The 24,918-nt window shown below is 40.0% G+C and carries 15 protein-coding genes and 1 pseudogene; 2 read left to right on the top strand and 14 right to left on the bottom strand.

Annotated elements, in window-relative coordinates:
• Positions 1–20 precede the first annotated feature (20 nt).
• Positions 21–2,417: a beta-glucosidase gene (locus J7E67_RS24505; protein ID WP_251026971.1), complete on the bottom strand. Its 2,397-nt coding sequence runs from the start codon at positions 2,415–2,417 to the stop codon at positions 21–23.
• 411 nt (positions 2,418–2,828) lie between these two features.
• Here J7E67_RS24505 and J7E67_RS24500 point away from each other — a divergent pair, with 411 nt between their 5' ends.
• Complete coding sequence (locus J7E67_RS24500; protein ID WP_214714181.1) at positions 2,829–5,183, top strand: glycoside hydrolase family 3 C-terminal domain-containing protein; 2,355 nt, start codon at positions 2,829–2,831, stop codon at positions 5,181–5,183.
• Positions 5,184–5,226: 43 nt separating this feature from the next.
• The gene (locus tag J7E67_RS24495) at positions 5,227–6,540 is read left to right on the top strand and encodes a prolyl oligopeptidase family serine peptidase (protein WP_214714183.1); all 1,314 of its coding nucleotides are present in this window, start codon (positions 5,227–5,229) and stop codon (positions 6,538–6,540) included.
• A gap of 54 nt (positions 6,541–6,594) precedes the next feature.
• Here J7E67_RS24495 and J7E67_RS24490 read toward each other — a convergent pair whose 3' ends face one another.
• The 13 genes and pseudogenes from J7E67_RS24490 to J7E67_RS24435 form a co-directional block, all read right to left on the bottom strand.
• The gene (locus J7E67_RS24490; RefSeq protein WP_214714185.1) at positions 6,595–7,584 is read right to left on the bottom strand and encodes a LacI family DNA-binding transcriptional regulator; all 990 of its coding nucleotides are present in this window, start codon (positions 7,582–7,584) and stop codon (positions 6,595–6,597) included.
• Between the two features lie 3 nt (positions 7,585–7,587).
• The gene (locus tag J7E67_RS24485; RefSeq protein ID WP_214714187.1) at positions 7,588–8,646 is read right to left on the bottom strand and encodes an aldose epimerase family protein; all 1,059 of its coding nucleotides are present in this window, start codon (positions 8,644–8,646) and stop codon (positions 7,588–7,590) included.
• Positions 8,647–8,738: 92 nt separating this feature from the next.
• Positions 8,739–10,223 (bottom strand): UDP-glucose--hexose-1-phosphate uridylyltransferase, encoded by a 1,485-nt coding sequence (galT, locus tag J7E67_RS24480; RefSeq protein ID WP_214714189.1) that lies wholly within the window; start codon positions 10,221–10,223, stop codon positions 8,739–8,741.
• An 11-nt stretch (positions 10,224–10,234) separates the two neighbouring features.
• The gene (gene galE / locus J7E67_RS24475) at positions 10,235–11,224 is read right to left on the bottom strand and encodes a UDP-glucose 4-epimerase GalE (protein WP_214714191.1); all 990 of its coding nucleotides are present in this window, start codon (positions 11,222–11,224) and stop codon (positions 10,235–10,237) included.
• Complete coding sequence (locus J7E67_RS24470) at positions 11,225–12,406, bottom strand: galactokinase (RefSeq protein WP_214732998.1); 1,182 nt, start codon at positions 12,404–12,406, stop codon at positions 11,225–11,227.
• Between the two features lie 177 nt (positions 12,407–12,583).
• Positions 12,584–13,864, bottom strand: a complete 1,281-nt coding sequence (locus tag J7E67_RS32390) for an Ig-like domain-containing protein (RefSeq protein ID WP_374223942.1) — start codon at positions 13,862–13,864, stop codon at positions 12,584–12,586.
• A 30-nt stretch (positions 13,865–13,894) separates the two neighbouring features.
• A pseudogene (gene ganB / locus J7E67_RS32385) lies at positions 13,895–15,055 on the bottom strand (arabinogalactan endo-beta-1,4-galactanase); the annotation flags it as partial.
• 370 nt (positions 15,056–15,425) lie between these two features.
• The gene (locus J7E67_RS24460) at positions 15,426–17,489 is read right to left on the bottom strand and encodes a beta-galactosidase GanA (RefSeq protein WP_214714297.1); all 2,064 of its coding nucleotides are present in this window, start codon (positions 17,487–17,489) and stop codon (positions 15,426–15,428) included.
• A 36-nt stretch (positions 17,490–17,525) separates the two neighbouring features.
• Positions 17,526–18,365, bottom strand: a complete 840-nt coding sequence (gene ganQ / locus J7E67_RS24455) for a galactooligosaccharide ABC transporter permease GanQ (RefSeq protein WP_251026978.1) — start codon at positions 18,363–18,365, stop codon at positions 17,526–17,528.
• A 12-nt stretch (positions 18,366–18,377) separates the two neighbouring features.
• Positions 18,378–19,634 (bottom strand): galactooligosaccharide ABC transporter permease GanP, encoded by a 1,257-nt coding sequence (ganP, locus tag J7E67_RS24450; protein WP_214714197.1) that lies wholly within the window; start codon positions 19,632–19,634, stop codon positions 18,378–18,380.
• 226 nt (positions 19,635–19,860) lie between these two features.
• Positions 19,861–21,141 carry an arabinogalactan oligomer ABC transporter substrate-binding protein GanS gene (gene ganS, locus J7E67_RS24445; protein WP_214714199.1) on the bottom strand — a complete coding sequence of 427 codons (1,281 nt, stop codon included), beginning with the start codon at positions 21,139–21,141 and terminating at the stop codon, positions 19,861–19,863.
• Between the two features lie 169 nt (positions 21,142–21,310).
• Positions 21,311–22,303 carry a galactan degradation operon transcriptional regulator GanR gene (locus tag J7E67_RS24440; RefSeq protein ID WP_214714202.1) on the bottom strand — a complete coding sequence of 331 codons (993 nt, stop codon included), beginning with the start codon at positions 22,301–22,303 and terminating at the stop codon, positions 21,311–21,313.
• 286 nt (positions 22,304–22,589) lie between these two features.
• Complete coding sequence (locus tag J7E67_RS24435) at positions 22,590–24,836, bottom strand: alpha-galactosidase (protein ID WP_214714204.1); 2,247 nt, start codon at positions 24,834–24,836, stop codon at positions 22,590–22,592.
• Positions 24,837–24,918: the final 82 nt, after the last annotated feature.

Raw genomic sequence — 24,918 nt, 5'->3', positions numbered from 1 at the left:
ACCAATGTCTTTTTTAGGATTTATTTGGTAAGCGGTTCAAAATCAACTATAGGTGCCAATGCCTCGTTAACCTTTTCAACAACCATATCGTGGTCTACCGTAAACGTTGCTGTTCCTTTAATGTCTTCTGAGGATGCCCCAACTTTTACTGTATATGTGCCTTTTTCAAGAACCCATGCATTTTTCTCTTCATCGAAGGAGGCAAGGTCTTTGGCATTTAAATCGAATTGAAGCAGCTCACGTTGATGCGGCTTAAGTTCTTTTGTTTTACCAAAGGCCTTTAGTTCAACAGCAGGTTTCTCAAGCTTTCCATCTGGGGCGGAAACATAAACTTGGACGACCTCTCTTCCAGGGAGCTTGCCCGTATTTTCCACCATAGTAGATACCTTAAGCTTGTCCTTAAATTTCTTGCCTTCGCTGATATTTACATGGCTAAGGTTGAAGCTTGTATAGGACAATCCATAACCAAATTCATAAGCTGGCTTCACATTGAACGTGGTATTGTAGCGATAGCCGACATAAATGTCCTCGTTATAGACCACTTGTGTTGGATTCTGCACAGGTGTACCAGGGAAGCTATTTGCCGATGCAACATCGCTGTATTTTACAGGGAATGTAGTTGGCAGTTTTCCGGACGGATTGACTTTACCGGAAATAACATCAGCTACAGCATAACCTGCTTCTTGGCCTGGCTGCCATGCTAATAGAATAGAGTCAACCTTATCTCGCCAGCTTGCTACCTCGATAGGTCCGCCAATATTCAAAATAACAGCTACTTTTTTACCCTGCTTATGGTATTCTGCTGATACTTTCGCAATCATGTCTTGTTCTGCATCGCTTAATAGGTAATCTCCTTTTACCACTTTACGGTCCGCACCTTCTCCTGAATTTCGGCCAATAACGATGATGCCGATATCCGATTCTTTGGAAGCAGCGGCAATTTCGTTATCTGCTAGAGGCTTTTCAGGAATGGCAGGGATTAACTTGCCAAAATCCTCACCCCATGGACTTGGTGTAATTTTATAGTCCTCCTGCGAGCGCAATCCATCAATATATGTCTTATATTCCTGGAATTCGGTTTGATTTAATTGGTATCCAGCACTCTTTAAGCCATCTGCAATCGAGGTAGTGTAAGCAGCATTAACATCACCGCTTCCTGTTCCACCTTTAACCGTTTCGATTTGTGTATTGCCAAATAAAGTGACCTTTTGATCTTTGCTGATTGGCAACGGCATTTTGTTGTTCTTTAAAAGAACCATCCCTTCCGCAGCTGCTTTGCGGGCTGTTTGTGCATGAGCAGCTAAATCAGGCTTGTCTGAGTTTTGGTACTTTTTAAACTCAGGTGTTTGGATGACGATCTGGAGAATGTTCTTAATATTTCGGTCAAGTACTTTTTCGTCCAAATTACCACCTTCAACAGCTGCTTTAATTAAATTGGATTGGGACGACGCACCCGGCATAATCATGTCATTGCCAGCCTTCATTTGTTCTACTGGATTATCCCCGCCAAACCAGTCTGTCATGACAAACCCTGTGTACCCCCAGTCCTTACGCAAAACAGTTGTTAACAAGTCAGCATTTTGGGAAGTGTATGTTCCATTAAGTTTGTTATAGGAACTCATAACGGACCATGGATGGGATTCCTTAACAGCAATTTCAAAGCCTTTTAGATAAATTTCCCTTAATGCTCGTTCAGAAACAACGGTATCAATGCTATTCCGGTTTGTTTCCTGGTTATTAGCAGCAAAGTGCTTGATTGTTGCGCCAACACCGTTCGATTGTACCCCATTAACCATTGCCGCAGTTATTTTTCCTGCAATTAAAGGATCCTCTGAATAGTATTCGAAGTTTCGTCCATTCAATGGATTACGGTGGATATTGAGTGCCGGTGCTAATAAAAGGTCAACTCCATATTCTTTCACTTCATTTCCCTGAGCTTTACCTACTGCTTCTGCTGTTGCAGGATCCCAAGTGGATGCCAGCGCCGTCGCAATCGGGAAAGCGGTTGCATAATATGTTTGAGTTTGTCCAGGCCTTGTTGGACGAATCCGTAGTCCTGCCGGGCCGTCGGCAAAACGCAGTTCAGGGATCCCTAACCGAGGTATTCCAAAAGTACCGCCTACCGCTCCAGTTAACTCAAATGGAGGTGTCCCTCCAAAACCAGGCATTCCTACCCCGACAACAATTTTAGCTTTTTCCTCTAAGGTCATCGCTTGAATAACACTATTAATAGATGCTGCGTCTGTTAAGTAAGGTGCTGTTTTCTGTACTGTAGTAGTTTGGTTTTGTTGTACGGTTGATGGATCTTGACTCTGAGCGGATGCAATGTCAAAGGTGAGTCCTGAGAGAAGTAATGAAGATGTAAGAGTAATGGCTAGTAATTTTGACTTTTTCTTCTTCTTTAGTCTTTTTAACATAATTCTAATTCCCCCATCAAATTAGTCTGAACTTTTTACAATTGTTAATTTAAACGCTTTCATTGTTAGTTTAACTTAAGTGAAGTTTCAGACTATTAACAATCTTCTGGATTATATTGCGAATATCTTCACTATTTTGTTTTAGTTAAAAGACATTAAGAATCGATAAAAGAGTTTAAACGGATTTCCTTTACAGTTTTAATTAACCTATATCTTAAGTCCTGTCGGATAATGTCTAAGAAATATGTATAATTCCTCTTGAATATTTAATAATTTATTGAATTTTCAGTCTACAACAAATTAATCTAGTAAATCACAATTTAATGCTACCTCTTGTAACTTATCGGATTACACTTCACATGTTAACCTCTTGGATGTAAGGGTTTTCATCCGAAAAAGGGGTTGTTAGGTGTGAAGGGTTATTACAAAGTTCTAAGTTCATCCATGTTTAGTCTAATGCTATTGTCATCAGGTTATTCAGCAGTACTAGCAGAAGAACAGCCACCATCGCAAGTTAATGCAGCGGCTGTTGCTACAGACAATAATAGTGTACAAACTGGTGCTGTTCAGGAGCAAACACCGATGTTAGTGGACCAAGCTTCCATTCCAGCAGTTATTCAGGCCATGACGCTGGACGAAAAGGTAGATTTGATTGGAGGATCTGGAGCCGCAGTAACAGGGGCTGCTGGCGGAACCTTTCCTATTCCGCGGCTTGGTATTCCAAAGCTTACTTTTGCCGATGGTCCAGCCGGACTTCGATTTGGATCAACAGCAAATAAGTCGACAACTGGTTTCCCAATTCCCTCGGCATTATCTGCTAGTTTTAATAAGGATTTAATGTACCAGGTTTCTAGTGCGATGGGAAAAGAAACCCTTGATTATGGTGTAGATGTTATATTAGGACCGGCATTGAATATTCACAGAGATCCAAGAGGTGGAAGAAACTTCGAATATTATTCGGAAGATCCATACTTAAGCGGTGAAATGGCAGCTGAGTTTACTAAAGGCGTGCAAGACCAGGGTGTTGGTGTAAGTATGAAGCACTATGCAGCAAATAATCAGGAAACAAACAGACAGTCCGTAAACGAAATCATTTCTGAACGTGCCTTAAGAGAAATTTATTTAGCCGGATTCGAGCGGGTTGTTAAAGAAGCGCACCCATGGACAGTGATGAGTTCCTATAATTCTATTAATGGACCTTTCTCTGCTCATAACTCTTGGCTGTTAAATGATGTTTTAAGAAGTGACTGGGGCTTTAACGGAATGGTCATGACAGACTGGGGCGGCTCAAAAAATAATGGAATTGCTATGTTAAGCGGTGGAAACGACTTGTCCATGCCAAGTTTAAATGCCGCTGGTAAGGCAGCTGTAAAAGCGGCTATTTTAGAAGGATCGCTTCCAGAGGAGAAACTCGATACGGCCATCGAGAATATCCTTACTTTAGTCGTTAAGTCCCCTACATTCAATAAATTAAGTGCCGTTGATAATACGAAACAAAGTGTAAGTGTAGAGCTTGCAGCTGCTAATACAGAACTTACACGGGCCGCTGCACCGGAAGGTATGGTTTTATTAAAAAATGAAAATAAAGCGCTTCCGTTTAATAATAAGGTCAAGAAGGTCGGTATAGTCGGCAACTCCTATACAATGCCTAGCTGTGGATTTGGCACCCCTTCTTCTGCGTGTACGACGGATAACGCCGCTACGAAAATGTTCTTAATGGGAACAGGAAGTGCCTATGTTACTCCAACACATACTGTCCAGCTTCCAGAAGGACTTAAAAATGGAGGGTATACTCCGGTTTATACTAACGCAAGCGGTACAGAAATCAATGAAAATCTGACTTTCGAAGATGCTGAATATATGGCAAACAATTCCGATATAGGCGTGGTAATGATTGCAAGAGGATCTGGGGAAGGTGCAGATGGAAATGCTACTACCTTTGAACCAACTGCAAAAGAGTTAGAACTACTTAAAAAGGTTTCTGCTGCGTATCATGCTGTTAATAAAAAGGTTGTAGTGGTCTTAAATGTTGGGGCACCATTTAACACGGCAGACTGGAAGAACTATGCCGATTCGATTTTATTATCTTGGCAGCCAGGAATGGAAGCAGGGAACGCCCTTACAGATGTTCTTTCCGGCAAAGCAAATCCTTCTGGTAAACTCCCGGCAACATTCCCAGTTCATTTAGAGGATGCGCCAAGTTATGCTAACTTCCCAAGCTCTGATGGCAATCCAAATCTAGTGAAATATAACGAAGATATTTATGTAGGCTACCGCTACTACTCGACATTTAATGTACCAACTGCCTATGAGTTTGGCTATGGACTATCTTATACGACTTTTGATTATAGCGATTTTAAATTAAATAAAGACAACTTATCTAATAAAATCAAAGTCTCGTTTAAAGTGGCAAACTCCGGCTCCTTTGCTGGAAAAGAAGCAACACAACTATATGTAAGTGCTCCAGATGGAAAATTAGAAAAACCAGCCATTGAACTTAAGTCCTTCGCAAAAACTAGAGAGTTAAAGCCTGGGCAGAAAGAAACAGTTAATTTCTTTATAAGTCCAAAAGATATTGCTTCCTTTGATGAAGATACTTCTTCATGGATTTTAGAAAAGGGTTCCTATCAATTCCATGTAGGTTCGTCTTCAAAGGATTTCAGAGGCACCTTAACCTTTAAAGTAGATAAAGACCTAGTTGTTGAAACGGTTAATAACAATGGTCCTGAAGTTCAATTAGATAGGCTATCAAAGTACAATCAATAGAAAGATAGATAGACTTAAAAGGAAAAATGAGGAGGCAAAATAAATGATAAAAAGAATTATGTTCTTACTGATGGCCATTATGATGGCATTTCCTTTCAGCTTAGGGGCACTTGCCAAGGAAGTTAAGACGCAGCAAACCTCTTACCGTACGGTTACAGAGATTGAAGATTGGGGAGCGGCCATTACAAAAGTAATCGTCGATGTAGTCAGACCGATTCCAAAAGACTCCGTAACAACAGATACGTTCAATGTTCATGTTGTTAGAAGTGACAGCAGGTTAAAGACACCATTTCTAGAAGAAGGTGACCGCACCGTTACAAAAGCATATGTTTCGGATAAAGACGGAAACCCTGCAGTTGCAACAGGAAAATACGTGGTATTAGAAATGAAGATTGGACCAACTGTATCTTTAGGTTCCCCGCTCAACTATGATTTTGCTGGAACCCGATTTAATGATTGGATTGATAGCAAATATACGATCACTCAACAAAAAGACATTGTGACTAGCGCTGGAACCATCTCAGGGTTAGTGGTTGACACATTTGCAGGGGAAAAAAGAGAACTTGTCGATGACTTCACTACCGGGAAAGCAACGTTTGATAATACTACATTAACTTACGCAGATTATGCACCAGCAAAAGACAAAGGAAAGAATCCACTAATTATCTGGCTCCACGGCGGCGGTGAAGGGGGAACAGATGCAACCATTCCACTTTCTGCAAATAAAGCTGTAAGTCTTTCTACTGATAAAATTCAATCTTACTTTGGTGGAGCTTATGTTTTAGCACCTCAGGCACCTACTAGATGGATGCATGGTTCTATAACGGGTGGAGCAGATGGAACTTCTATCTATGAAGAAGCTCTTATGGCACTAATTAAAGATTATGTTTCAAAAAATCCTGATATTGATCCAAATAGAATCTACATTGGCGGAGCTTCAAATGGCGGATATATGACAATGTTAATGGTTCGTGATTATCCAGGATACTTTGCAGCCGCTTATCCGGTATGTGAAGGGTTAAATGATACATTGATAACCGATGCTGACATCCAAAAAATTAAAGAAACTCCAATCTGGTTTGTTGCAGCTAAAAATGATACGACATTGCCTCCTGCAATCAACACAGTACCAACCTATGACCGATTAATCCAAGCTGGAGCAAAGAATGTACAATTATCGTTATTTGATGACGTACATGATACTTCAGGCTTATATAACAATGCAGATGGTACACCATATCAATACGCTGGACACTGGTCATGGATTTATGTATACAACAATGAACCTGCAGCATCTATTAATGGCAAAACAACAACAATCATGGAATGGATGGCTGCCCAGTCATTAAATAAATAGATTCCAGCAAATAGTACAGAAGAAACTCACCAAATTTTTTGGTGAGTTTGCTTTTTAAAAACTGCTATTCCTAATGATAAGATCGGTTGCAATGAATATCTTTTTTGCTGTTTTTCTGCCTGCGATTCTCTCCAAAAGGGTGTCAACGGCGGTTTCTCCCATGATTTCGGTATACACCTTAACCGTGCTTAACGCTGGATAGACATATTTGGAGATACTGATGTCATTCACACCGATGATGTTAACCCGTTCTGGAACAGAAATTCCTGCCTCCAGTAAAGCCCGCAATGCCCCAACTGCAATCGAATCATTACCTGCAAAAAAGGCGGTTGGCAGGTTGTCCCCATGTTCATCAATCGCCTTTTTCATCATTGCATGACCATCATCGGCTGAGAAGGTTCCTACATACATAAAAGCTTCATAGGGCATCCCTTTACCTGTTAAATAGCGCTTGAACGCCGATTCCCTTGGGTCTTCTATGATGGAAGTTTTATCTTTAAAAACTTCTCTTCCGCCGATATAGCCGATTTTCTCATGACCCTTCTTCATAAAATGATCAAGTACCTTTATTGTTGCCCTTTCAAAGTCAATGACGATCGAATCAAACCGATCTTCGTCTGGTGAGGTGTCAACAAAGACAATATTTTTGGTTATCTTAAGCAGCTCATTCACTTGCTTCTTGCTAAATTTCCCAATCGCAATCAGCCCTTGAATATCGTCTTCCCTCAAATCCTCATAGTTGTCTTGAAAATATTTGGCCACTTGAATCCCTTGCTGTCGGCATTGGTTTTCAACCCCAAGCCGGATCGACATGTAATACAAATCTTCCAGTTCTTCTTTCTCGGTATACCATTGCAAGAGGGCAATTTTTCCCGACTCCTGCTTGCGAGCTGATTTCTTTTTATACGATAGTTCTTCTGCCACTTCGAAAATTCTTTTCTTGGTTTCATCACTGACAGAAAGTGTTGTATCATAATTCAAAACACGGGATACAGTGGCGATCGATACACCTGCAATTTGTGCAATATCTTTGATGGTAGCCATAAATCAATCTCCTAATGTATTAGCAAAAAATCGAAACACTGTTTTGGAATAGTATACTTCCTCCGGGTTTAAAATGACAGAGGGGAACGCCGGATGATGGATAGCATCAGGAAATCCTTGCGTTTCCAGACAGACACCCAAATAATTTCTTGACCTGACACCTGCTATGGAATAAGGTCCTTCTAATTGATTCCCAGTATAAAGGACGACGCATGGCTGGTCGGTCGAAACAAGCAGCGAACGGCCGCTTTCCTCATCACTAAGCATGATTGTATTTTCACCCTTTTTGGTAAAAACAAGTGGGTGGTCGTAACCATTACCAACAAGCACATTTTGTGGATGAGACGAAACCATCCCAGAGCGTAACCTTCTGCCATGCTTAAAATCAAATGGGGTATTTTTGGTATCAATCATTTTACCAGTAGGGATAAAACCTTCGCCCAGTTCTAAAAACTGATCACTTTCTAATTGGAGAATATGTTCAGAACAATCTCTTTTTACATTTCCACTCAAGTTAAAATACGAGTGATTCGTTAAGTTGACAACCGTTTTTTGATCCGTTTTTCCTTCAAAAGTAATATCGAGTTCATTTTTATTGTTTAGAATATAGGTAACAGTGGTGTCTAGATAACCAGGATAGCCTTCGTCACCGTCTGGACTATGATAAAAAAACTTCAAACCGACTGCATTTTCTTCCTCTATTATTTCGGTTTTCCAAATCACAGAGTTAAAGCCCTTCTTGCCCCCGTGTATATGATTGGGATAATCATTGTCTGCAAGATGGTATTCTTTTCCGTCCAACTCAAAGCTGGCACCATTAATTCTTCCGGCTACTCGTCCCACAACTGCGCCAAAATACGGGGACCATTCTGTGTAATCTTCGAAGTTTTCAAATCCAAGCACTACATTTTCAAAGTTTCCATGACGGTCAGGGACGATGATTTTAGTAATCACACAACCATAATTAAGGCAAGAGACTATCATGCCGTAATCATTGACTAAGGTATACTCTGTAACAGACTCACCCTCGTAACTGCCAAATATTCTATCTACTATTTTCATCGATTTATCACTCCATATTTTTCAGAAGGTATCTAATTTAGTTCTTTTTAAAAAGCTCGGGCAATCAACAAAGTTCTGGGCCTATTATGTTTTTATAACGTACTGATAAACCGCTGGAACCCAGCTGCACCCACTTCATTTCGCTTAAACACACCTGCATCCTCCAAGCACCTTAAAAACTTCTTTCCTACTTCTTCTCTTACCAGACCATCCACATTCGCTTCATTGGCAATAGCTTGATAGCGTGCTTTTAACGCTTCCGCCCAGTCTAAATGATATTCTGCCACCGCCGATGATTGACCTAGGATATAATTTTCCACTTCTCCTAGTTCACCCTTTAACCGTGCTGGTAAAACCGCCAGCCCCATCACTTCAATTAGGCCAATATTTTCCTTCTTAATATGATGTACATCGGCGTGAGGATGGAAAATGCCAAGCGGATGCTCATCACTCTTTCGGTTGTTACGCAGTACCAAATCCAGTTCAAATACATTCCCATTTTTGCGTGCAATGGGTGTAATTGTATTGTGCGGAGTTACTCCAGTCCTCGCCTCAATTCCTAAATCTTCATCACTGTACTTTTTCCATTTGTCTAAAATATGTGAACCGGCTTCAACGAGCGTACTAATTTGATCGGAACGCAGGCGAATAACGGACATAGGCCATTTAACAACCGCACACTCTACTTCCGGATATCCAGCCATTTTAAATGCCCAGTCATCCCCTGCCTTCGCCATCGCAAATTGATAATTCCCGCCTTGATAATGATCATGGGATAAAATCGAGCCCCCTACAATCGGCAGGTCCGCATTAGAGCCGACAAAATAATGTGGAAATTGCTCAACAAAGCTTAACAGCCGTAAGAATGTCGTTGGACTAATAACCATATCGGTATGTTTTTCTGCTAACACGATACAATGCTCGTTGTAATAGACATATGGTGAATACTGCAAGTACCATGTGTTTTCTAATAGATTTACACGAATCATGCGGTGATTGGAGCGGGCAGGGTGCCCGATTCTTCCCGCATATCCCTCATTCTCCACACAAAGCAAGCATTTCGGATAGTCCATTTGCTTCACCGACCGCTCGAGTTCAATACTTTTAGGATCCTTTTCTGGTTTTGATAGATTAATGGTAATATCAAGTTCACCATATTCTGTAGTGGTTTTATATTCAATGTTATTTCGAATTCGCTTCATTTGAATGTAGTTGCTATTTTTACTTAACTCATAAAAATATTGTGTTGCTGCTTTTGGATCCTGTTTATATTTCCCATAAAAAAGCTGATTAACAGCTGATGGCCGGGCGATGAAACAGTTCATAATTTTACTTGAAAAAATCTCTTTTTCATCAAATAATTCTTCAATAATCCCTTGATTGCAGGCATAATCTACAATTAAATCGAGTAAATCAGGGATATCAAAGTTACTTTCCCCTGCTGCGTCCACTTCCTTAAACTCCGTTAGACGGAGAAGTGACAATATTTGATTGCGCGCATAGATTTCATCTTCCCGCTCAATTAATTGAGTGGCTATTGCTTGATTGATTAATTGTTGTATTAGTTGATAAATCATCATATTCACCTCTATTTCTGATATCCATTCGGGTGGTGCTGATGCCAGTTCCAGGCATTGCTAATCATTTGATGAATCGATGTTCTCGTTGGATTCCATCCCAATATCTTTTTTGCTTTTTCCGAAGAAGCAATTAATGTACTTGGGTCTCCAGCTCTTCGTTCACCGATTCTTACCGGGATATCAATTCCTGTAACCTCTTTAGCTGTCTCAACAATTTCTTTTACCGAGAATCCTTGACTTGAGCCAAGATTGAAATGATTACTCTCCCCGCCATTTTGTAGATAACGGAGGGCTAATATATGGGCATCAATTAAGTCTTCTACATGAATATAATCACGAACACAAGTACCATCTGCTGTATCATAATCTTCCCCAAATATCGTAACGGCAGGCCTTTTGCCTAATGCTGCTTCTAATACAACAGGGATGAGATGCGTTTCTGGGTTATGGTCCTCGCCAATTTGTCCGTCGCTTCTTGCCGAAGCTACGTTAAAATAGCGAAGAGAAACATAGTGAAGATCAAACGCTTTTTCGCACCAAGCCATCATTTTTTCCATTGCGAGCTTGGTTTCGCCATAGGTATTCGTTGGAATGGTTGCCGCATCCTCTGTAATCGGTACAACTTTCTGCTCTCCATAAACAGCTGCTGTCGAAGAAAAAACGATGTGCTTGACGCTAAATCCCTTCATCATTTCAAGGACAACTTGTGTCCCATAAACGTTGTTATCAAAGTATTTTAACGGTTCAACCATGGATTCCCCAACAAGGGAATTGGCGGCAAAATGCAAGATTGCTTCAATGTCTTCTTTTTCAAAAACAGAGCGCATAAACTCACGACTGCGGATATCCCCTTCATAAAAGCTTGCCTTTGGATGAATTGCATCGCTATGGCCTGTTTGCAAATTATCAATCACAACCACCGGAAACCCCTGATCAATCAACTGATAAACAGCGTGTGAACCGACATAGCCCGCTCCACCTAATACAAGGATACTCATTTAGATCGCCGCCTCCATTTGAATTTCTTTTGCCCCGTCACCAATGCTCGCTGCATAAAATTCTGCCTTGTAGCCAATTTTCTCGAGATAGGCTGACCCAACATTTGCAATAAAGTTTTCAACCTTGTCATTTTCTACAATTGCAATAGCACAGCCGCCGAACCCTGCACCAGTCATCCGCGCCCCTAGAACTCCCGGTTGTTTCCATGCAGCCCCTACTAAACTGTCAAGTTCCACTCCAGTCACTTCATAATCATCTCGTAAGGATACGTGTGATTGGTTAATCAATTGTCCAAATGCCTCTAAATTTCCTGCCTTCAGCTCTTCTAGAGCCTTAATTGTTCGCACGTTTTCATAGACAGCGTGCTTTGCTCGTTTGCGGACCGTTTCATTGGTAATTAGGTATTGATTTTCATCAAACTCCGCTTCAGATAATTGACCTAGAGCCTCAATCGGAAGTTTTTGTTGCAGTTGCGCTAGCGCCTCTTCACATTCTCCTCTTCGCTCATTGTATTTCGAATCAGCTAATTCCCTGCGCTTGTTCGTATTCATGATTAAAATTTTGTAATCATCAAGGTGAATGGGTGCGTATTCATAGCTTAGAGTCTGGCAATCTAGTAAAATTCCAGCATCTTTCTTCCCCATGCCAATTGCAAACTGGTCCATGATGCCGCTGTTCACACCAATAAATTCATTCTCTACCTTCTTGCCAAGCTTGATGAGATCAAGCCTAGGAATTTCTAATTCAAACAGGCCGTTTACTAGCACTCCGGTTAAAAGTTCAATGGAGGCTGACGAAGAAAGTCCTGCGCCATTCGGTATATTGCCTTCAATGGCACAATCAAATCCCGTTGGAATTTCATATCCCGCCTCGATCATGTAACGAATCATCCCTTTCGGATAGTTGGCCCAATTGTGTTCTTTCTCATAATCTAGTTCGTTTAAGTTAAATTCGATGATTCCTTTTTCAGTGAAGTTCGTTGAGTATAGACGAATCACTTGGTCTTCCCGCTTCCTTGCTACAGCGTAGGTACCGTAGGTAATCGCACATGGAAACACATGACCGCCATTATAATCGGTGTGCTCGCCAATTAAATTAATCCTTCCAGGAGCAAAAAAGGCTTTTCTAGGTAAAATATGAAACATATCTAAAAATACTTTATTAAGTTTGGTAACGTTCATTTTAATTCCTCCAGAAATTCTGTTTCTTGTAAGTAAATTATTAATTTCAACTTAATTTTATAACGGTTAGTAAAAATATTCAACTATTTTTACTAAAAGTTTACTTAAAAATATTAAGAAAAGCGCATGAGATTTTCATGCGCTTTCACAGCTCCCTTTCTTTCAACGAGAGAAGCCTTATTTTTTCGAATTATCATGCTTTACAATTATCCGATTGGATTGGATCAAAGAGTTCCCCGCATTATCCCACGCCTCATAGGTTACAGTATAAACCCTGTCACCACTTCCACTTCGCTCTGCTCTTACCAGAAACTCAGTATCAAAGGTTCCAAAGTCTGCTCCCTGGATATCATTGACTGTGTTCCCATCACCTTTTCCATTATCTGGTTGATTACTTTCGATCGATACTAATTCAATCCTGTTAATCCCTGAAAGGGTGTCTTCACCATCAACCGTAGCTTTAATTGGAATGAGGGCATGGTTACGTTCGATTAGAACACTCGAGTTAAACGAAACATTCAATGCCGGAGCCGTTTTATCAATTTTTATTGAAACCGATTTTACCTCCTCAATGTTCCCTACGTGGTCTGTACTTCTATACTGAACCACATTTTTCCCTTCTGCAGTTACATCAAATGGCCCCTGATAGGTTTGCCAATTACCGTCATTAACTTTATATTCTGTTTTTGCTACACCAGATTTATCATCCGTACCATTCAGAGAGACATTTACACTCTGATTATACCAACCATTATGGTCTTGCCCTGATAGGACCGTCGCAGTGTCAGGCGCCTTGGTGTCATAATTATTTACACGGTATAAATAGAAATCATCTAAACTTCCCCATGCACCGCCACCCGCTTTTATTTTTGCACCAATCGTTAGGGTTCCGTCAGTAACAAGAATATTTTTGATTTCAGGATTACTCCAATTTCCCCAGCCATTTACACCGGTATCAACTTTTAATTCTTTACCTCCAGTTTTGGCATAGAGATACATAATGGAGTCTACAGCGTCTCCCCCTTGTAGAAACATGGAAAGATTATAATATCCTGGCTTCAAGCCAGTTATCGTCTGTTCTGCTCTAAAATTGACCCCAGCAGCCGAGTAAAAGTGCAAAGAATACTTGCCTGATTTGGCATCTGAAGCCTTTTGCTGATAATCTGTGTGTGGTGCTGTTCCATTTTCATAAATAATTTTCCACATTGTTCGATCACTATTTTCAAAACTTGGGTTCACTACAAAATTTCCCGGTTTTATTTCAAGATGGGCCTTTACCACCGTGCCACCTTCTAAAGTTCCTTCTATTATAAAGGTGCCCATACCACTGCTAATGGCTTGTTTAAGGGCTGTTTGATCCCATGTAACCGGAGCAGTTCCTTTACTGCCATCATTATAAGTAACGGCTAAGGTTTCTGGTAATGAAATATTCTCCCCTGAAATAGCACTTAAAGAAATATCTTTTATTCCGTCGATTTTTAATGGGGCAACGGCTCCAGTATTGACATACTTAAATACATTTAATGAAGGTAATGGTTTACCATTAAAATCAAACAAAGCTTGGTTGTCTACGGCACTTCCGCCATACCACGCACCTGCATCATGAGGATCATATTCGGCAGCGTAGCTAGATGCCCAACCAGAACCATATTTTTCCCAAAGCTGTTTATTTTGCTCTAAATTTCGTGGAGGTCCAACTGGAATCCACGCTGACTCCCAATAAAATACACCAATTCCTGCTTCACCAACATTAGCAACCGCTTGGATCACATCCCTGACAGAATTAGCCTGACCTTGAACGGTAATCGGGTAATCTAACGTTTGACCTGAATCTTTTGGTGCTGTATTTCCGTGTCCATCTCCATCTTCAGCCGTATACGCGTAAGATGTTTCAGCCACCATCACCTTTTTGCCATAAGTATCGGCAACATTCTTAAGAACAGCTGTCAAATTGCTTAACGTACCATGCCAGAATGGATAATAAGAACTGGCAAATACGTCATAGTCTACGTTATTTTTCTTTAAAGTTTCAGCATAGGAAGTATATCTTCCTGTTGATTCAGGGTTAGTAAAATGCACGGCTACTAAGATATTCGGATCTACCGATCTAACTGCTTTACTTCCTTCACTAAATAAAGCACTAATCTTCGTCCAATCCTTTTCTCCAGCAACTCCTCCATTTGTTTCATTCCCAACCTGAACCATACCAATATCAATTCCGGAATCCTTCATGGCTTGCAGGCTTTCTTTTGTATAGGTATATAAAGCCTTCTTCTTATCTTCAAAACTTAAGTTTGCCCATGCCTTTGGTGCCTGCTGTTTAGCTGGATCTGCCCAAAAATCAGAATAATGGAAGTCTACTAAGAGCTTCATTCCGTTAGCAGTCGTCCTTTTTCCAATTTCAATCGCTTTTGCTAAATCGTTATCACCGCCGCCATAGCCATTTCCGTTTGAATCATATGGATTATTCCATACACGGACCCGAATGTAATTGACTCCTGCTTCATGCAAAGTTTTAAAAATATCCTGCACTTCTCCGGCTGTATTATAAAATTTGACTCCGCTATTTTCTAAGGAAATAATACTAGAGACGTCCACACCTTTGATAAAATTAGGATTAAGTCCCTCAACCTTTTTAACAAAGATATCTGCTGGGACCGGCTGTGTACCTTGTGATTTTAAACTAAAGCTATCTAAATAGCCCCACGCATCGGGTGCACCGCTTACAGTTGCGGCGTATCCACTATGAATATTGACCAAAATGGAACTAAACACCACTATCATCGCCAGTAGTATTGCTAAAAGCTTTCGTATTTTCCCCATTCTCTCCTCACCCTTACTATTATATTTGAAAGATATAGTGGAATTTTGTATTTATGTCTAATCTAGTAAGCGGTTCCACTAAATTATATAAAGAAGACACCCATTTTAAAATGGATGTTTTCTAGCTTTTAGCACTGCGCTACCACTTTCATGAGCAGGGTTTTCTCTCCCCTCTCCCTGTTCGTTGCGTAAGGCATTATTTGGTTTTCGCTACGATTCTTACTTCATATTTATCTAGCGTAAGTTCACCAGAGATCTCTTCACCTGTAACCAAATCTGTTACTAATGATTCGAATGCAATAGGTTGCTTCTCTTCCGTAAAATTCATCACAAAAATAAAATCTTTATCTGGGGCTTGTCTGACTTGAACAGATACGCCCTGCCCGTGTTTTACAGAAGCAGCTGGTTCAAGAGATAATTGATTGATTAATTCTTGATAGAAGTCGCGGTGGAATTGATCTTCCAAACGGCCGCCAATATAATAGGTTTGGCCATTTTCGAATTTGTGGCTCGTAACCGCTGGTGTATTCGCATAAAAATCATCCTCGTAGTGACCTTCTGCAGTTGCCGTATTTAGTTCAAGGACAGTAGCATAGTCTTTCAATTCGTATGATTGATTACGAAATTTCACATAGTTTTTATCATTTGGATATAAGGTATCTGTTTCAACAGGCTTCATCCCAAAAATCTCTTGCAGATCCTTGTGCCAGCCGCCCAAATACGTTAAATCATGTTCATTTACAAGTCCACTGATATAGGTCATTACTAGAACGCCGCCATTTGCAACAAATGTCTTTAACCGAGAAATCGTTTCTTCACTTACTAGATACAGCATTGGAACAATCAATAATTTATACGCTGAAAAGTCCTGTTCTTTCGTGATAACATCTACAGGAATATCCTGTTCCCAGAAGGTGCGATAATGCTGCTGCAGTGTTTGCGGATAACGTTTCGTCTCTAATCCAAATCCCTGCGCATCATTAATGGCCCAATTGCTCTCCCAATCATATAGAATGGCCACATCAGACGGACGATTCGTTCCTACAACTTCAGACAGCTGTTCTAATGTTTGGCCAACTCTTGCAACCTCTTGGAATACGCGGTTTTCTGAACTATTATCATGATCAACTACAGCACCGTGGAATTTTTCCGACGATCCACGGGATTTCCGCCATTGAAAGTACAAAATGCTATCAGATCCATGGGCAACCATTTGCATCGATGAAAGCAAGTGCATACCCGGGCGTTTTGCTTTATTCACTTGATGCCAGTTTACTCCACTTGGGGTAGATTCCATCAAAAGATAAGGCTGTTGTTTTAAGCTGCGGTACAGGTCATCAATAAAGCCAACCTTCATCGCTAAATCAGCGGTACTTTCCCAATCATTGTGCCACGCAGGGTACGCATCCCAGCTGATCACATCGAGATGTTTGGCAAACTTGCTATAATCAAGTGATTGAAATGGAATTAACTCATGAGTATCCGCCATAAAATTGGTTGTAATCGGGATATTCGGTGTCAATTCCTTAATAGGCACTATTTCATTTTCAAAGAAAGAAATGGTTTGGTCAGTAACAAATCTTCGCCAATCCAGATTTAAGCCGTGAACCATACTTTCCCCGATTGGAGAAGGCGATTCAATTTGCGACCAATCACTGAAGCTGTGGCTCCAGAAAGGACCCCACCAGGCATCATTTAAGGATTTAAGGTCATGATTGTATTTTTCTTTAAGCCAGTTTCTAAAGGCATCCTGACATAAATCACAGTGACATTCACCGCCATATTCATTTGAAATATGCCACATTAATAATGCAGGATGATTGCCATACCTTTCTGCCAGCAAACGGTTCATCTGCTGTGTTTTATCACGGTATACTTCAGAAGTAAAGCAGTGATTATGTCTTCCACCATGCAGTTGCTTCACCCTCGCCCCATTTACCCGCAATACTTCCGGATATTTTTGAGACATCCAGGCAGGACGAGCCCCACTAGGTGTAGCTAAAATCACGCGACCGCCAATGCTGGAGATATTTTTGAAAATTTCATCCAGCCATTCAAACTGATAAACCCCTTCTTCTGGCTCGAGTGCACTCCAGGCAAAGATTCCTACTGAAAAAGTATTGGTATGGGAAAGCTTCATCAACTTTATATCATCCGCTAAAATATCAGGCCGATCTAGCCATTGATCAGGATTATAGTCTCCTCCGTGCAGCATGAAGTTTGCTTTAGTCGTAAATGTTTTCTCATGTTTTGACATAATAATCTCCTTCTAACATTTTTACAGTCGTTCCTGATATCAACCCTTTGTACCACCAGCCGTTAATCCTGAAACAAAGTGTTTTTGCAGCATTAAGAAGGCGATAGCAATCGGGATACTGATGAGAATCGCTCCTGCAGCAAAGGTTGTATAACTTGCACCCATTACTTCATTAACTAAATTATATAAACCAATAGGTAATGTGTAGGATTCAGGTGTTCTCAAAATGGTGGATGACATAACGAAATCTCCAAGCGGTCCGGTAAATCCATTCATCGCGACTACTGCTAACATTGGTCTCGACAAAGGCATGATAATTTGTAAAAAAATCCTTGTATTGCTTGCCCCATCAATCTTGGCACTTTCATCCAAATCCATTGGGATAGTATCCATATACCCTTTCATCAGATAGGTATTCATCGGAATGGTTCCGCCAATATAAAGGAGAATTAATAACCAATGGCTGTTCATCATGTGAAGCATTTGCGCTAATACAAACAGAGCAATTAACGCCGAAAACTGTGGAATCATTTGTAGTAACAAAAACAAAGTTAACGCATTTTTTCTGCCTTTAAAACGGAAACGCGAAAAGGCATAGGCCGTAAAGGAAACACTAATAACCGAGCCAATCATCGTAAAGATACTGATCTTAAGCGAATTTAAATACCAATGTACATATTGCAGACTCTCTTTCCCTGCAAATAATTCTTTATAATGATCCAATGTTGGATTTTTTGGAATGATCGAGTTACTAACTAAACTGTTACCCGGATTAAAGCTTGCCCCAACAGTCCAAAGTAAAGGGTATATGATAATAACCGCCATTATAATTAAAATGGAATGCGAAGTAAGGAGACGAATGAATTTATTTCCCTTCATACCAGTCATGATTTAAGCCTCCTCCTTAAACGAATTTGTCCGTCTGAATTGCCATAATGCAATTGCAATGACAAAAATAGATAAAAGAATTGTTAACGCAGCGGCAAGAGAATATTGACTGGACTGCATCGTTAATTTGTAAATCCAAGATACTAATATATCGGTTCCTCCTGCATTTGAGCCAGGAACAGCAGGCCCACCGCCGTTGAATAGATAAATAATATTAAAATTATTAAAGTTAAAGGTATACTGCGTAATGATAATCGGAGCCATTGCGAGTAAAATCATTGGCATGGTAATATGTCTAAATTTTGCAAAAACAGATGCCCCATCAATGGTCGCAGCCTCGTAAAGGTCTTCAGGAATAGACTGAAGGACACCTGTTGTTACTATGAAAATATAAGGGAATCCAAGCCATCCCTGCATAAGAATAAGGGCTAATTTTGACCATGTTTCATCCGTCATCCATGGAATCGGGTCAATTCCAATCGCAGCTAATATGGTATTATTGATCGCACCAAAGCTATCGTTAAACAAACCGGCAAAGATTAGAATGGTGACAAACCCCGGAACTGCCCATGGTAATACTAAAACCGTGCGATAAAAGCGTTTAAATTTAAGGTCTTTTTGATTTACTAAAACAGCTAGAAAGACACCTAAACCAACCTGAACCGATGAAGCGACAAGCGTCCAGATTACCGTCCAGCCTAAAACATCAAAAAAGGTTGAGCGCCAAATATCCACTGTGAATATTTGCTTGAAAGTGTCTAATCCAACCCAATCAGCTAAATGAGCTGGTGGCGAATGGTATAAATCATAATTTGTAAAAGCTAAAGCGAAACTGAAAAGGATTGGAAAAATGACCGCAAAGATCAAAATAAATAACGACGGGCCACTAATTACATATGGATAACCTTGAGCAATTAAGTTTTGATAATCTTCCCTAAGAGAACTTGGACTCGAATTCTCATCACGTAATTCCCCATTTTTATAGGCGTCCCGGAAATTAGCATAATAAAATGCTAGTCCAAAACATGTAACAATAAGAGCAATAATACCTTCAGCTAATAGAAAAATGGAGTTATCCCTAGGTACCTCTGTACCTAGTGTAATAAGCCCCCAAAAACCCATATTTAACAGATCTTTAAACACTGATATGAACGATACACCCAGAAAGAGGAACAAAAGACCTTTTACCCATTGCTTATTGTACAATTGACCAAGTCCTGGAATTACAGATAGTACTACGGCTGTTTTACGATGCTGCACATTTTTCACCTCTTTATTTTTAGAAAGCGTAAGCGCCTTGTTCATCCCCGGCAGGCATAAGACAAGCGCTGACAGAAGGCGCTTTTTGCCTTCCGAAGCGATTGGCTTATGACCCGAGGGGCTAGGTGCTGAAGCTAGACTGTAAACGAAGTTGGAAATTTCATTTCTTTTAAAAACAAATGGTGTCAAACATCATTAGGCGTTTGACACCATCATACATACCTAATTAATTACCGTGTTTTGCTTTAATTTGTCCTTTGATGGTTTTAGCTGCTTGATCTAATGCTGCTTTTGGTTCTGCCTTACCAGTTGCAATTGTTTGCAGGGCTGCATCAGTAGGTGTCCAAACTTCATTCATCTCAGGGATATTAGGTGTTAATTCTGAGAATTGAGATTGCTGAGCCACAGCTTGAGCTGCCTCACTCTCTGTCACAACAGGGTCATTAGCTAATGCCTTTACAGCAGGAACTTCTTTTGTGATTTCATATCGTGTCTTCGAGTTATCTTCGTTTGCTAAGAATTCAACTAGTTCTTGAGCAAGTTCAGCATTCTTAGAATAAGCACTTACGTTATAGCTCTTTACACCAACAAACGCACTCATATTTTTACCATTAGCTAGTGCTGGGAGTTTAGCGACACCATAATTAATACCAGCTTTTGTAAATGGTTCAAGATTCCACGGACCAGAAATAATTGCCGCCGCTTTTCCTGAAGTAAATAATGATTCTAATACGTTAATACCTTGTGCGCCGATGATACCGGCCGGGAATAATTTCTCTTTATAAAACTTCTGGATTGTTTTTGCCCCTTCAACTGCACCTTCATTGTTGATGCCTAGATCAGTTGGGTCAAAATTACCTTGAGCATCTTTATTGAAGATGTATCCGCCATTACCGCTCATTACACTTTGAGCATAATAAATTTGGTCAAATAGTGCTAAGAATCCATAATTTCCGCCTTTAGTTACTTTCTTATCGTACTCATACCATTCTTCAAGCGTTTTTGGCAGATCTTTTTCTGAAATTAGGTCTTTATTATAATAGAGCATCGTTGTTTCTACTGCTTTTGGCAGACCGTAAACCTTACCATTTACTTTTTGAGCTTGCATGGCAACGTCTGTAAAAGTTGATTGAACATCGTCATCAACGCTTAAATCTTTAATCAATCCTTCTGTTACAGCTGTACCTATTTGGTCACCAGGCATTGTTAGCACATCGGGACCCGTTCCAGCTGGACCATCCAATCGTAAACCTTCAATTTGTTTAGCATACGGTTTTTCAACTATTTTGATTTTCACACTATGATCTTTTTCAAACTGTGCAATCGCATCTTTAATACCAGCAGATTTCTGTTGATCTTCCCAAACTAGTAATGTTTTATTCTTTGATTCTTTATTTGCATCGGTGCTTACGCCTGTTTTCCCACTTTCTTGTGGTCCACATGCAACTAATGAAAAACTTAAAGCCAGTGTACTCATAACGCCCAAATATTTTTTATACTTTTTCATGGATATACATCCCTTCAAATAAATTCAATTTATTTTGAAAACGTTTTACTAAAATTAATATAGCACCACCTAGAAAAACTGTAAACAATTTTTTACTAAAAATAAGTAAATATTTTTACGAAAATAAACCAAATAAAAAAATGCTTAGTTTCCTAAGCACCATTCATCATTAGTTTGTACTCTTCCTGACCACTAATTCCGATCCTATGAATAATGTTTTTACAGTTTTCCGTTTATCTAGAACTTGTTCAAGTAAGAGTTCTATCGCATTTTTACATATTTCCTTCATGTCAATATGAAAGGTGGATAGCGGTGGCGATACATATTTTGCCACACTAATGTTGTTAATACTGATAACACTTACCCGATTCGGTATCGAGATTCCCTTTTCATTCAAGGCTTGAAGGCAGCCAACAGCAATCGGGTCTGCTGCTATATAGAAAGCAGTAGGTAATTGATCACCTAATTTTTCAACCGCATTCGTCATTAGATAGTAACCACTCTCAACAGAGAATCCTCTTCTAGAAAAAACGTATTCATCCTTTAATAATCCTTTTTCAATCATATAGGAACGAAATGTCTGTTCACGTATATCCATTTCATCCTCATCCGTATTGGGATTATGATACGTCCCCCCAATAAAACCAATCTCGCTATGGCCCTTTTCAATGAGAAAATCGACAGTTTTTCTTGTGATTTGCGCTAAATCCGGTCTAACTGAATCATAATGATTCGGATCAGGTGTTGTATCAATAAAAACACCATTCGGCGTAATACTTCTAAGATGCTCTAATTCTTTGTTAGAAAACATTCCAACCGCAATGAACCCTTCTATATTATCAGGGATATTATGAATCCCATCAGTAATTTTATACGTCGTTAGTTCTACATTAAACTTTTTGGATAGCTTTTCTATTTCTAATCTCATCGATTTAAAATAAACATCCTCTAATTCCTCAATATCAGTTAGCCAGTATAAAAACGCAATATTTTTCACTAAAAGCCGGACTGTTTTCTTCCGGTAATTTAACTTCTCTGCAACCTCATAAATTCTTTCTCGCGTCTCATCAGGAACAGAAAGACTTTGATCATTGTTTAAAACTCGAGAAACCGTTGATATAGAAAAACCTGCTTCTTCAGCGATATCTTTAATTGTTGCCATTCCGCCACCTCCAACATTAACCCTTAACTCACACTAATTATTATTAAGGAAAACTTTTTACTTATATTTTACCTCTTTTTACTTATATTTTACCTCTTTTTACTTATATGTCAAGTTGATAAAATATCTAGTCGTTTCTTTACTAACACACTTTATCAATATAATTAAATTTTGAGGGATATTTAGTTGTTAATAAAAAAAGGTATACTACCTTCCAATTAGGAGAGGTACTATACCTTTTTCTCTAGTGGACTTCTTCAATGACAAATCGTTTCCTGTCCTGCTTTTATTCCATTACCTTTCCTTCGGTCTTTTGCAAATAAAAAACCTGGGACTGGAAGTCGCCGCCACGCTCGGCACTCCCTCCATTGACACCGTTAAACTCCGTTGGAAGCGGCAGTCCCACGTTCATGAGCTCATCGCCATAATACGTTTGCTCTCTTCCAGCCACTTTATACATCTTCGATTCAGCTAGTCCACTGAGACGAAGCGTTTGCTGCTTTTTAGGATTCGGCGTAGCCAAAACCTTATACCAGCCAATCAAGGCTTCCGATTGGTCCTTACTCACGACCATCCAAGCCGTTTCATTATTCGAAAAAGGACTCAACAAGCGATAAAATTGACCATCGCGAATTAATCCTCGATGCTTTTTATAAAAAGCAACCTGCTCTTTAATTTCTGCACGCTCTTCTTCGGTCAATTTCACTGGATCTAATTCATAGCCAAAGGTTCCAAAGTAAGCAGTATTTGCCCTTGTTGCTAACGGTGTCGTCCGCAATGTTTGGTGATTCGGAACAGCCGACACATGAGATCCCATGCTGTAAACTGGATAGGCGAAGGAGGTACCGTATTGGATTTTTAGCCTCTCAATCGCATCCGTATCATCACTTGTCCATGCTTGCGGTGCATAATACATCATCCCTGGGTCGAATCTTCCCCCGCCGCCTGCACAAGATTCAAACAACACATGCGGGAATTCACGTGTTAACCGTTCATAGAGATCATAGACTCCTAAAATATAGCGATGGAAGAACTCGCCTTGCTGATGAACGGCTAGTTTTTGTGAGAATGCTTCGGTAATGTTCCGATTCATATCCCATTTAATATAAGCAAGGTTTGTTTTTTTAATAATATCGGACATTTTTTCATAAAGATAATCAACAATTTCTGGTCTTGAAAAGTCAAGAACGAGCTGATTGCGTCCCAATGTATAGTGCTGACCTGGAACACCAACGGCCCAATCTGGGTGTTCGCTAAATAATTCACTGTTCGGACTGATCATCTCCGGCTCAAACCATAGCCCAAATTTCATTCCAGTTGCAGATATTTTCTGGGCTAAGCTTTCTAAGCCACCCGGAAGTTTATCTAAGTCCACATGCCAATCTCCAAGAGAGGAGGTATCATCATTCCGTTTTCCAAACCAACCATCATCAAGGACCAGCAGTTCGATTCCTAATTCACTTGCTGATTTCGCAATATTGACGAGTTTCTCCTCATTAAAATCAAAGTAGGTTGCTTCCCAGTTATTAATCAAAATCGGACGGACGGCCTTCTTCCATTGCGATTGAACCAGGTGCTCGCGATAAAGACTATGAAAGGCCTGGCTCATCCCATTTAAGCCTTGGTCGGAATACACCATCACCACTTCTGGGGTTTGAAATGCAGCTTGCGGCTTTAAATTCCACTTGAAGCCAAACGGATGAATCCCAACCATGAGCCTTGCTGTGTCGTAATGATCCACTTCTATTTGCATCAAAAAGTTACTGCTATATATAAAATTAAAGCCATATACCTCACCTGTACGTTCCGTCGCCTCCGGACGCTTTAGTGCCAAGAATGGATTATGGTGGTGAGAGCTGGCACCACGCAGACTGGAAATAGACTGAATGCCTGTTTCCAGTATTCTCTCTTTTACATGCCGCTCCCGTGACCATGCACCCGCTAAATGGGTAAATAAAAAATCTTTATCCGGAAGGTCGAGCGATGCTGCCATTAATCGATCAATAACCAATTCCTCTTGACTTTCATTTTTCAAGGAAGCACTTCTCGTTATGACAGGCATATCACGGAATATTGTATAATTTAACGTCAATTCTGCTTGGAGGAATTCATCCTTTAAGATAATTTGAAGTGTACTAGCGTCCTGATTGTCTTCTGTATAGGTTGCCGGCAGACCTTCAAGACGAGGCTTTCCGTCTACCAGTTGATACGAATCATATTTGAAATTAGGAACATGATTAGCCGTCGTTTTACTCACACTGATTGCCGGTTCGCGAAAATCAGAATTTCCGTAGGCAGGGTATTCTTGACGGAGCGTTTCCAAACCAAAAGCAGGATCATCTGCATACACGTGTGTAGTAGCCCCTGTTGGCACATCATACGTCTGCAAGTGAGAAAAATCTTCTCTATGGCGCAATGCCTTTCCATAATAAAGATGGCCTAATTGTCCATTTTTCATCACGTGAAAAATATAACTAACTTGGCCATTTGTTAAATGAAACTGTCTGTCCTCTTGATTAACATGAATTAGCATAACTTTCTCCTTCACAAAATTGGTTTGTTTTAGACATATTCTTTTTACTTATAGTCTCTGTTAAACTTGGTTTTTGATTTCC

This window comes from Bacillus sp. ISL-46, from assembly GCF_018613205.1.
This window is presented reverse-complemented; position numbering and strand designations above follow the sequence as displayed.

Coding starts and splice junctions, on each gene's coding strand:
- J7E67_RS24505 (WP_251026971.1), bottom strand. CDS start 2,417: ATGTTAAAAAGACTAAAGAAGAAGAAAAAGTCAAAATTACTAGCCATT.
- J7E67_RS24495 (WP_214714183.1), top strand. CDS start 5,227: ATGATAAAAAGAATTATGTTCTTACTGATGGCCATTATGATGGCATTT.
- J7E67_RS24490 (WP_214714185.1), bottom strand. CDS start 7,584: ATGGCTACCATCAAAGATATTGCACAAATTGCAGGTGTATCGATCGCC.
- J7E67_RS24485 (WP_214714187.1), bottom strand. CDS start 8,646: ATGAAAATAGTAGATAGAATATTTGGCAGTTACGAGGGTGAGTCTGTT.
- galT (WP_214714189.1), bottom strand. CDS start 10,223: ATGATTTATCAACTAATACAACAATTAATCAATCAAGCAATAGCCACT.
- galE (WP_214714191.1), bottom strand. CDS start 11,224: ATGAGTATCCTTGTATTAGGTGGAGCGGGCTATGTCGGTTCACACGCT.
- J7E67_RS24470 (WP_214732998.1), bottom strand. CDS start 12,406: ATGAACGTTACCAAACTTAATAAAGTATTTTTAGATATGTTTCATATT.
- ganQ (WP_251026978.1), bottom strand. CDS start 18,365: ATGAAGGGAAATAAATTCATTCGTCTCCTTACTTCGCATTCCATTTTA.
- ganS (WP_214714199.1), bottom strand. CDS start 21,141: ATGAAAAAGTATAAAAAATATTTGGGCGTTATGAGTACACTGGCTTTA.
- J7E67_RS24440 (WP_214714202.1), bottom strand. CDS start 22,303: ATGGCAACAATTAAAGATATCGCTGAAGAAGCAGGTTTTTCTATATCA.
- J7E67_RS24435 (WP_214714204.1), bottom strand. CDS start 24,836: ATGCTAATTCATGTTAATCAAGAGGACAGACAGTTTCATTTAACAAAT.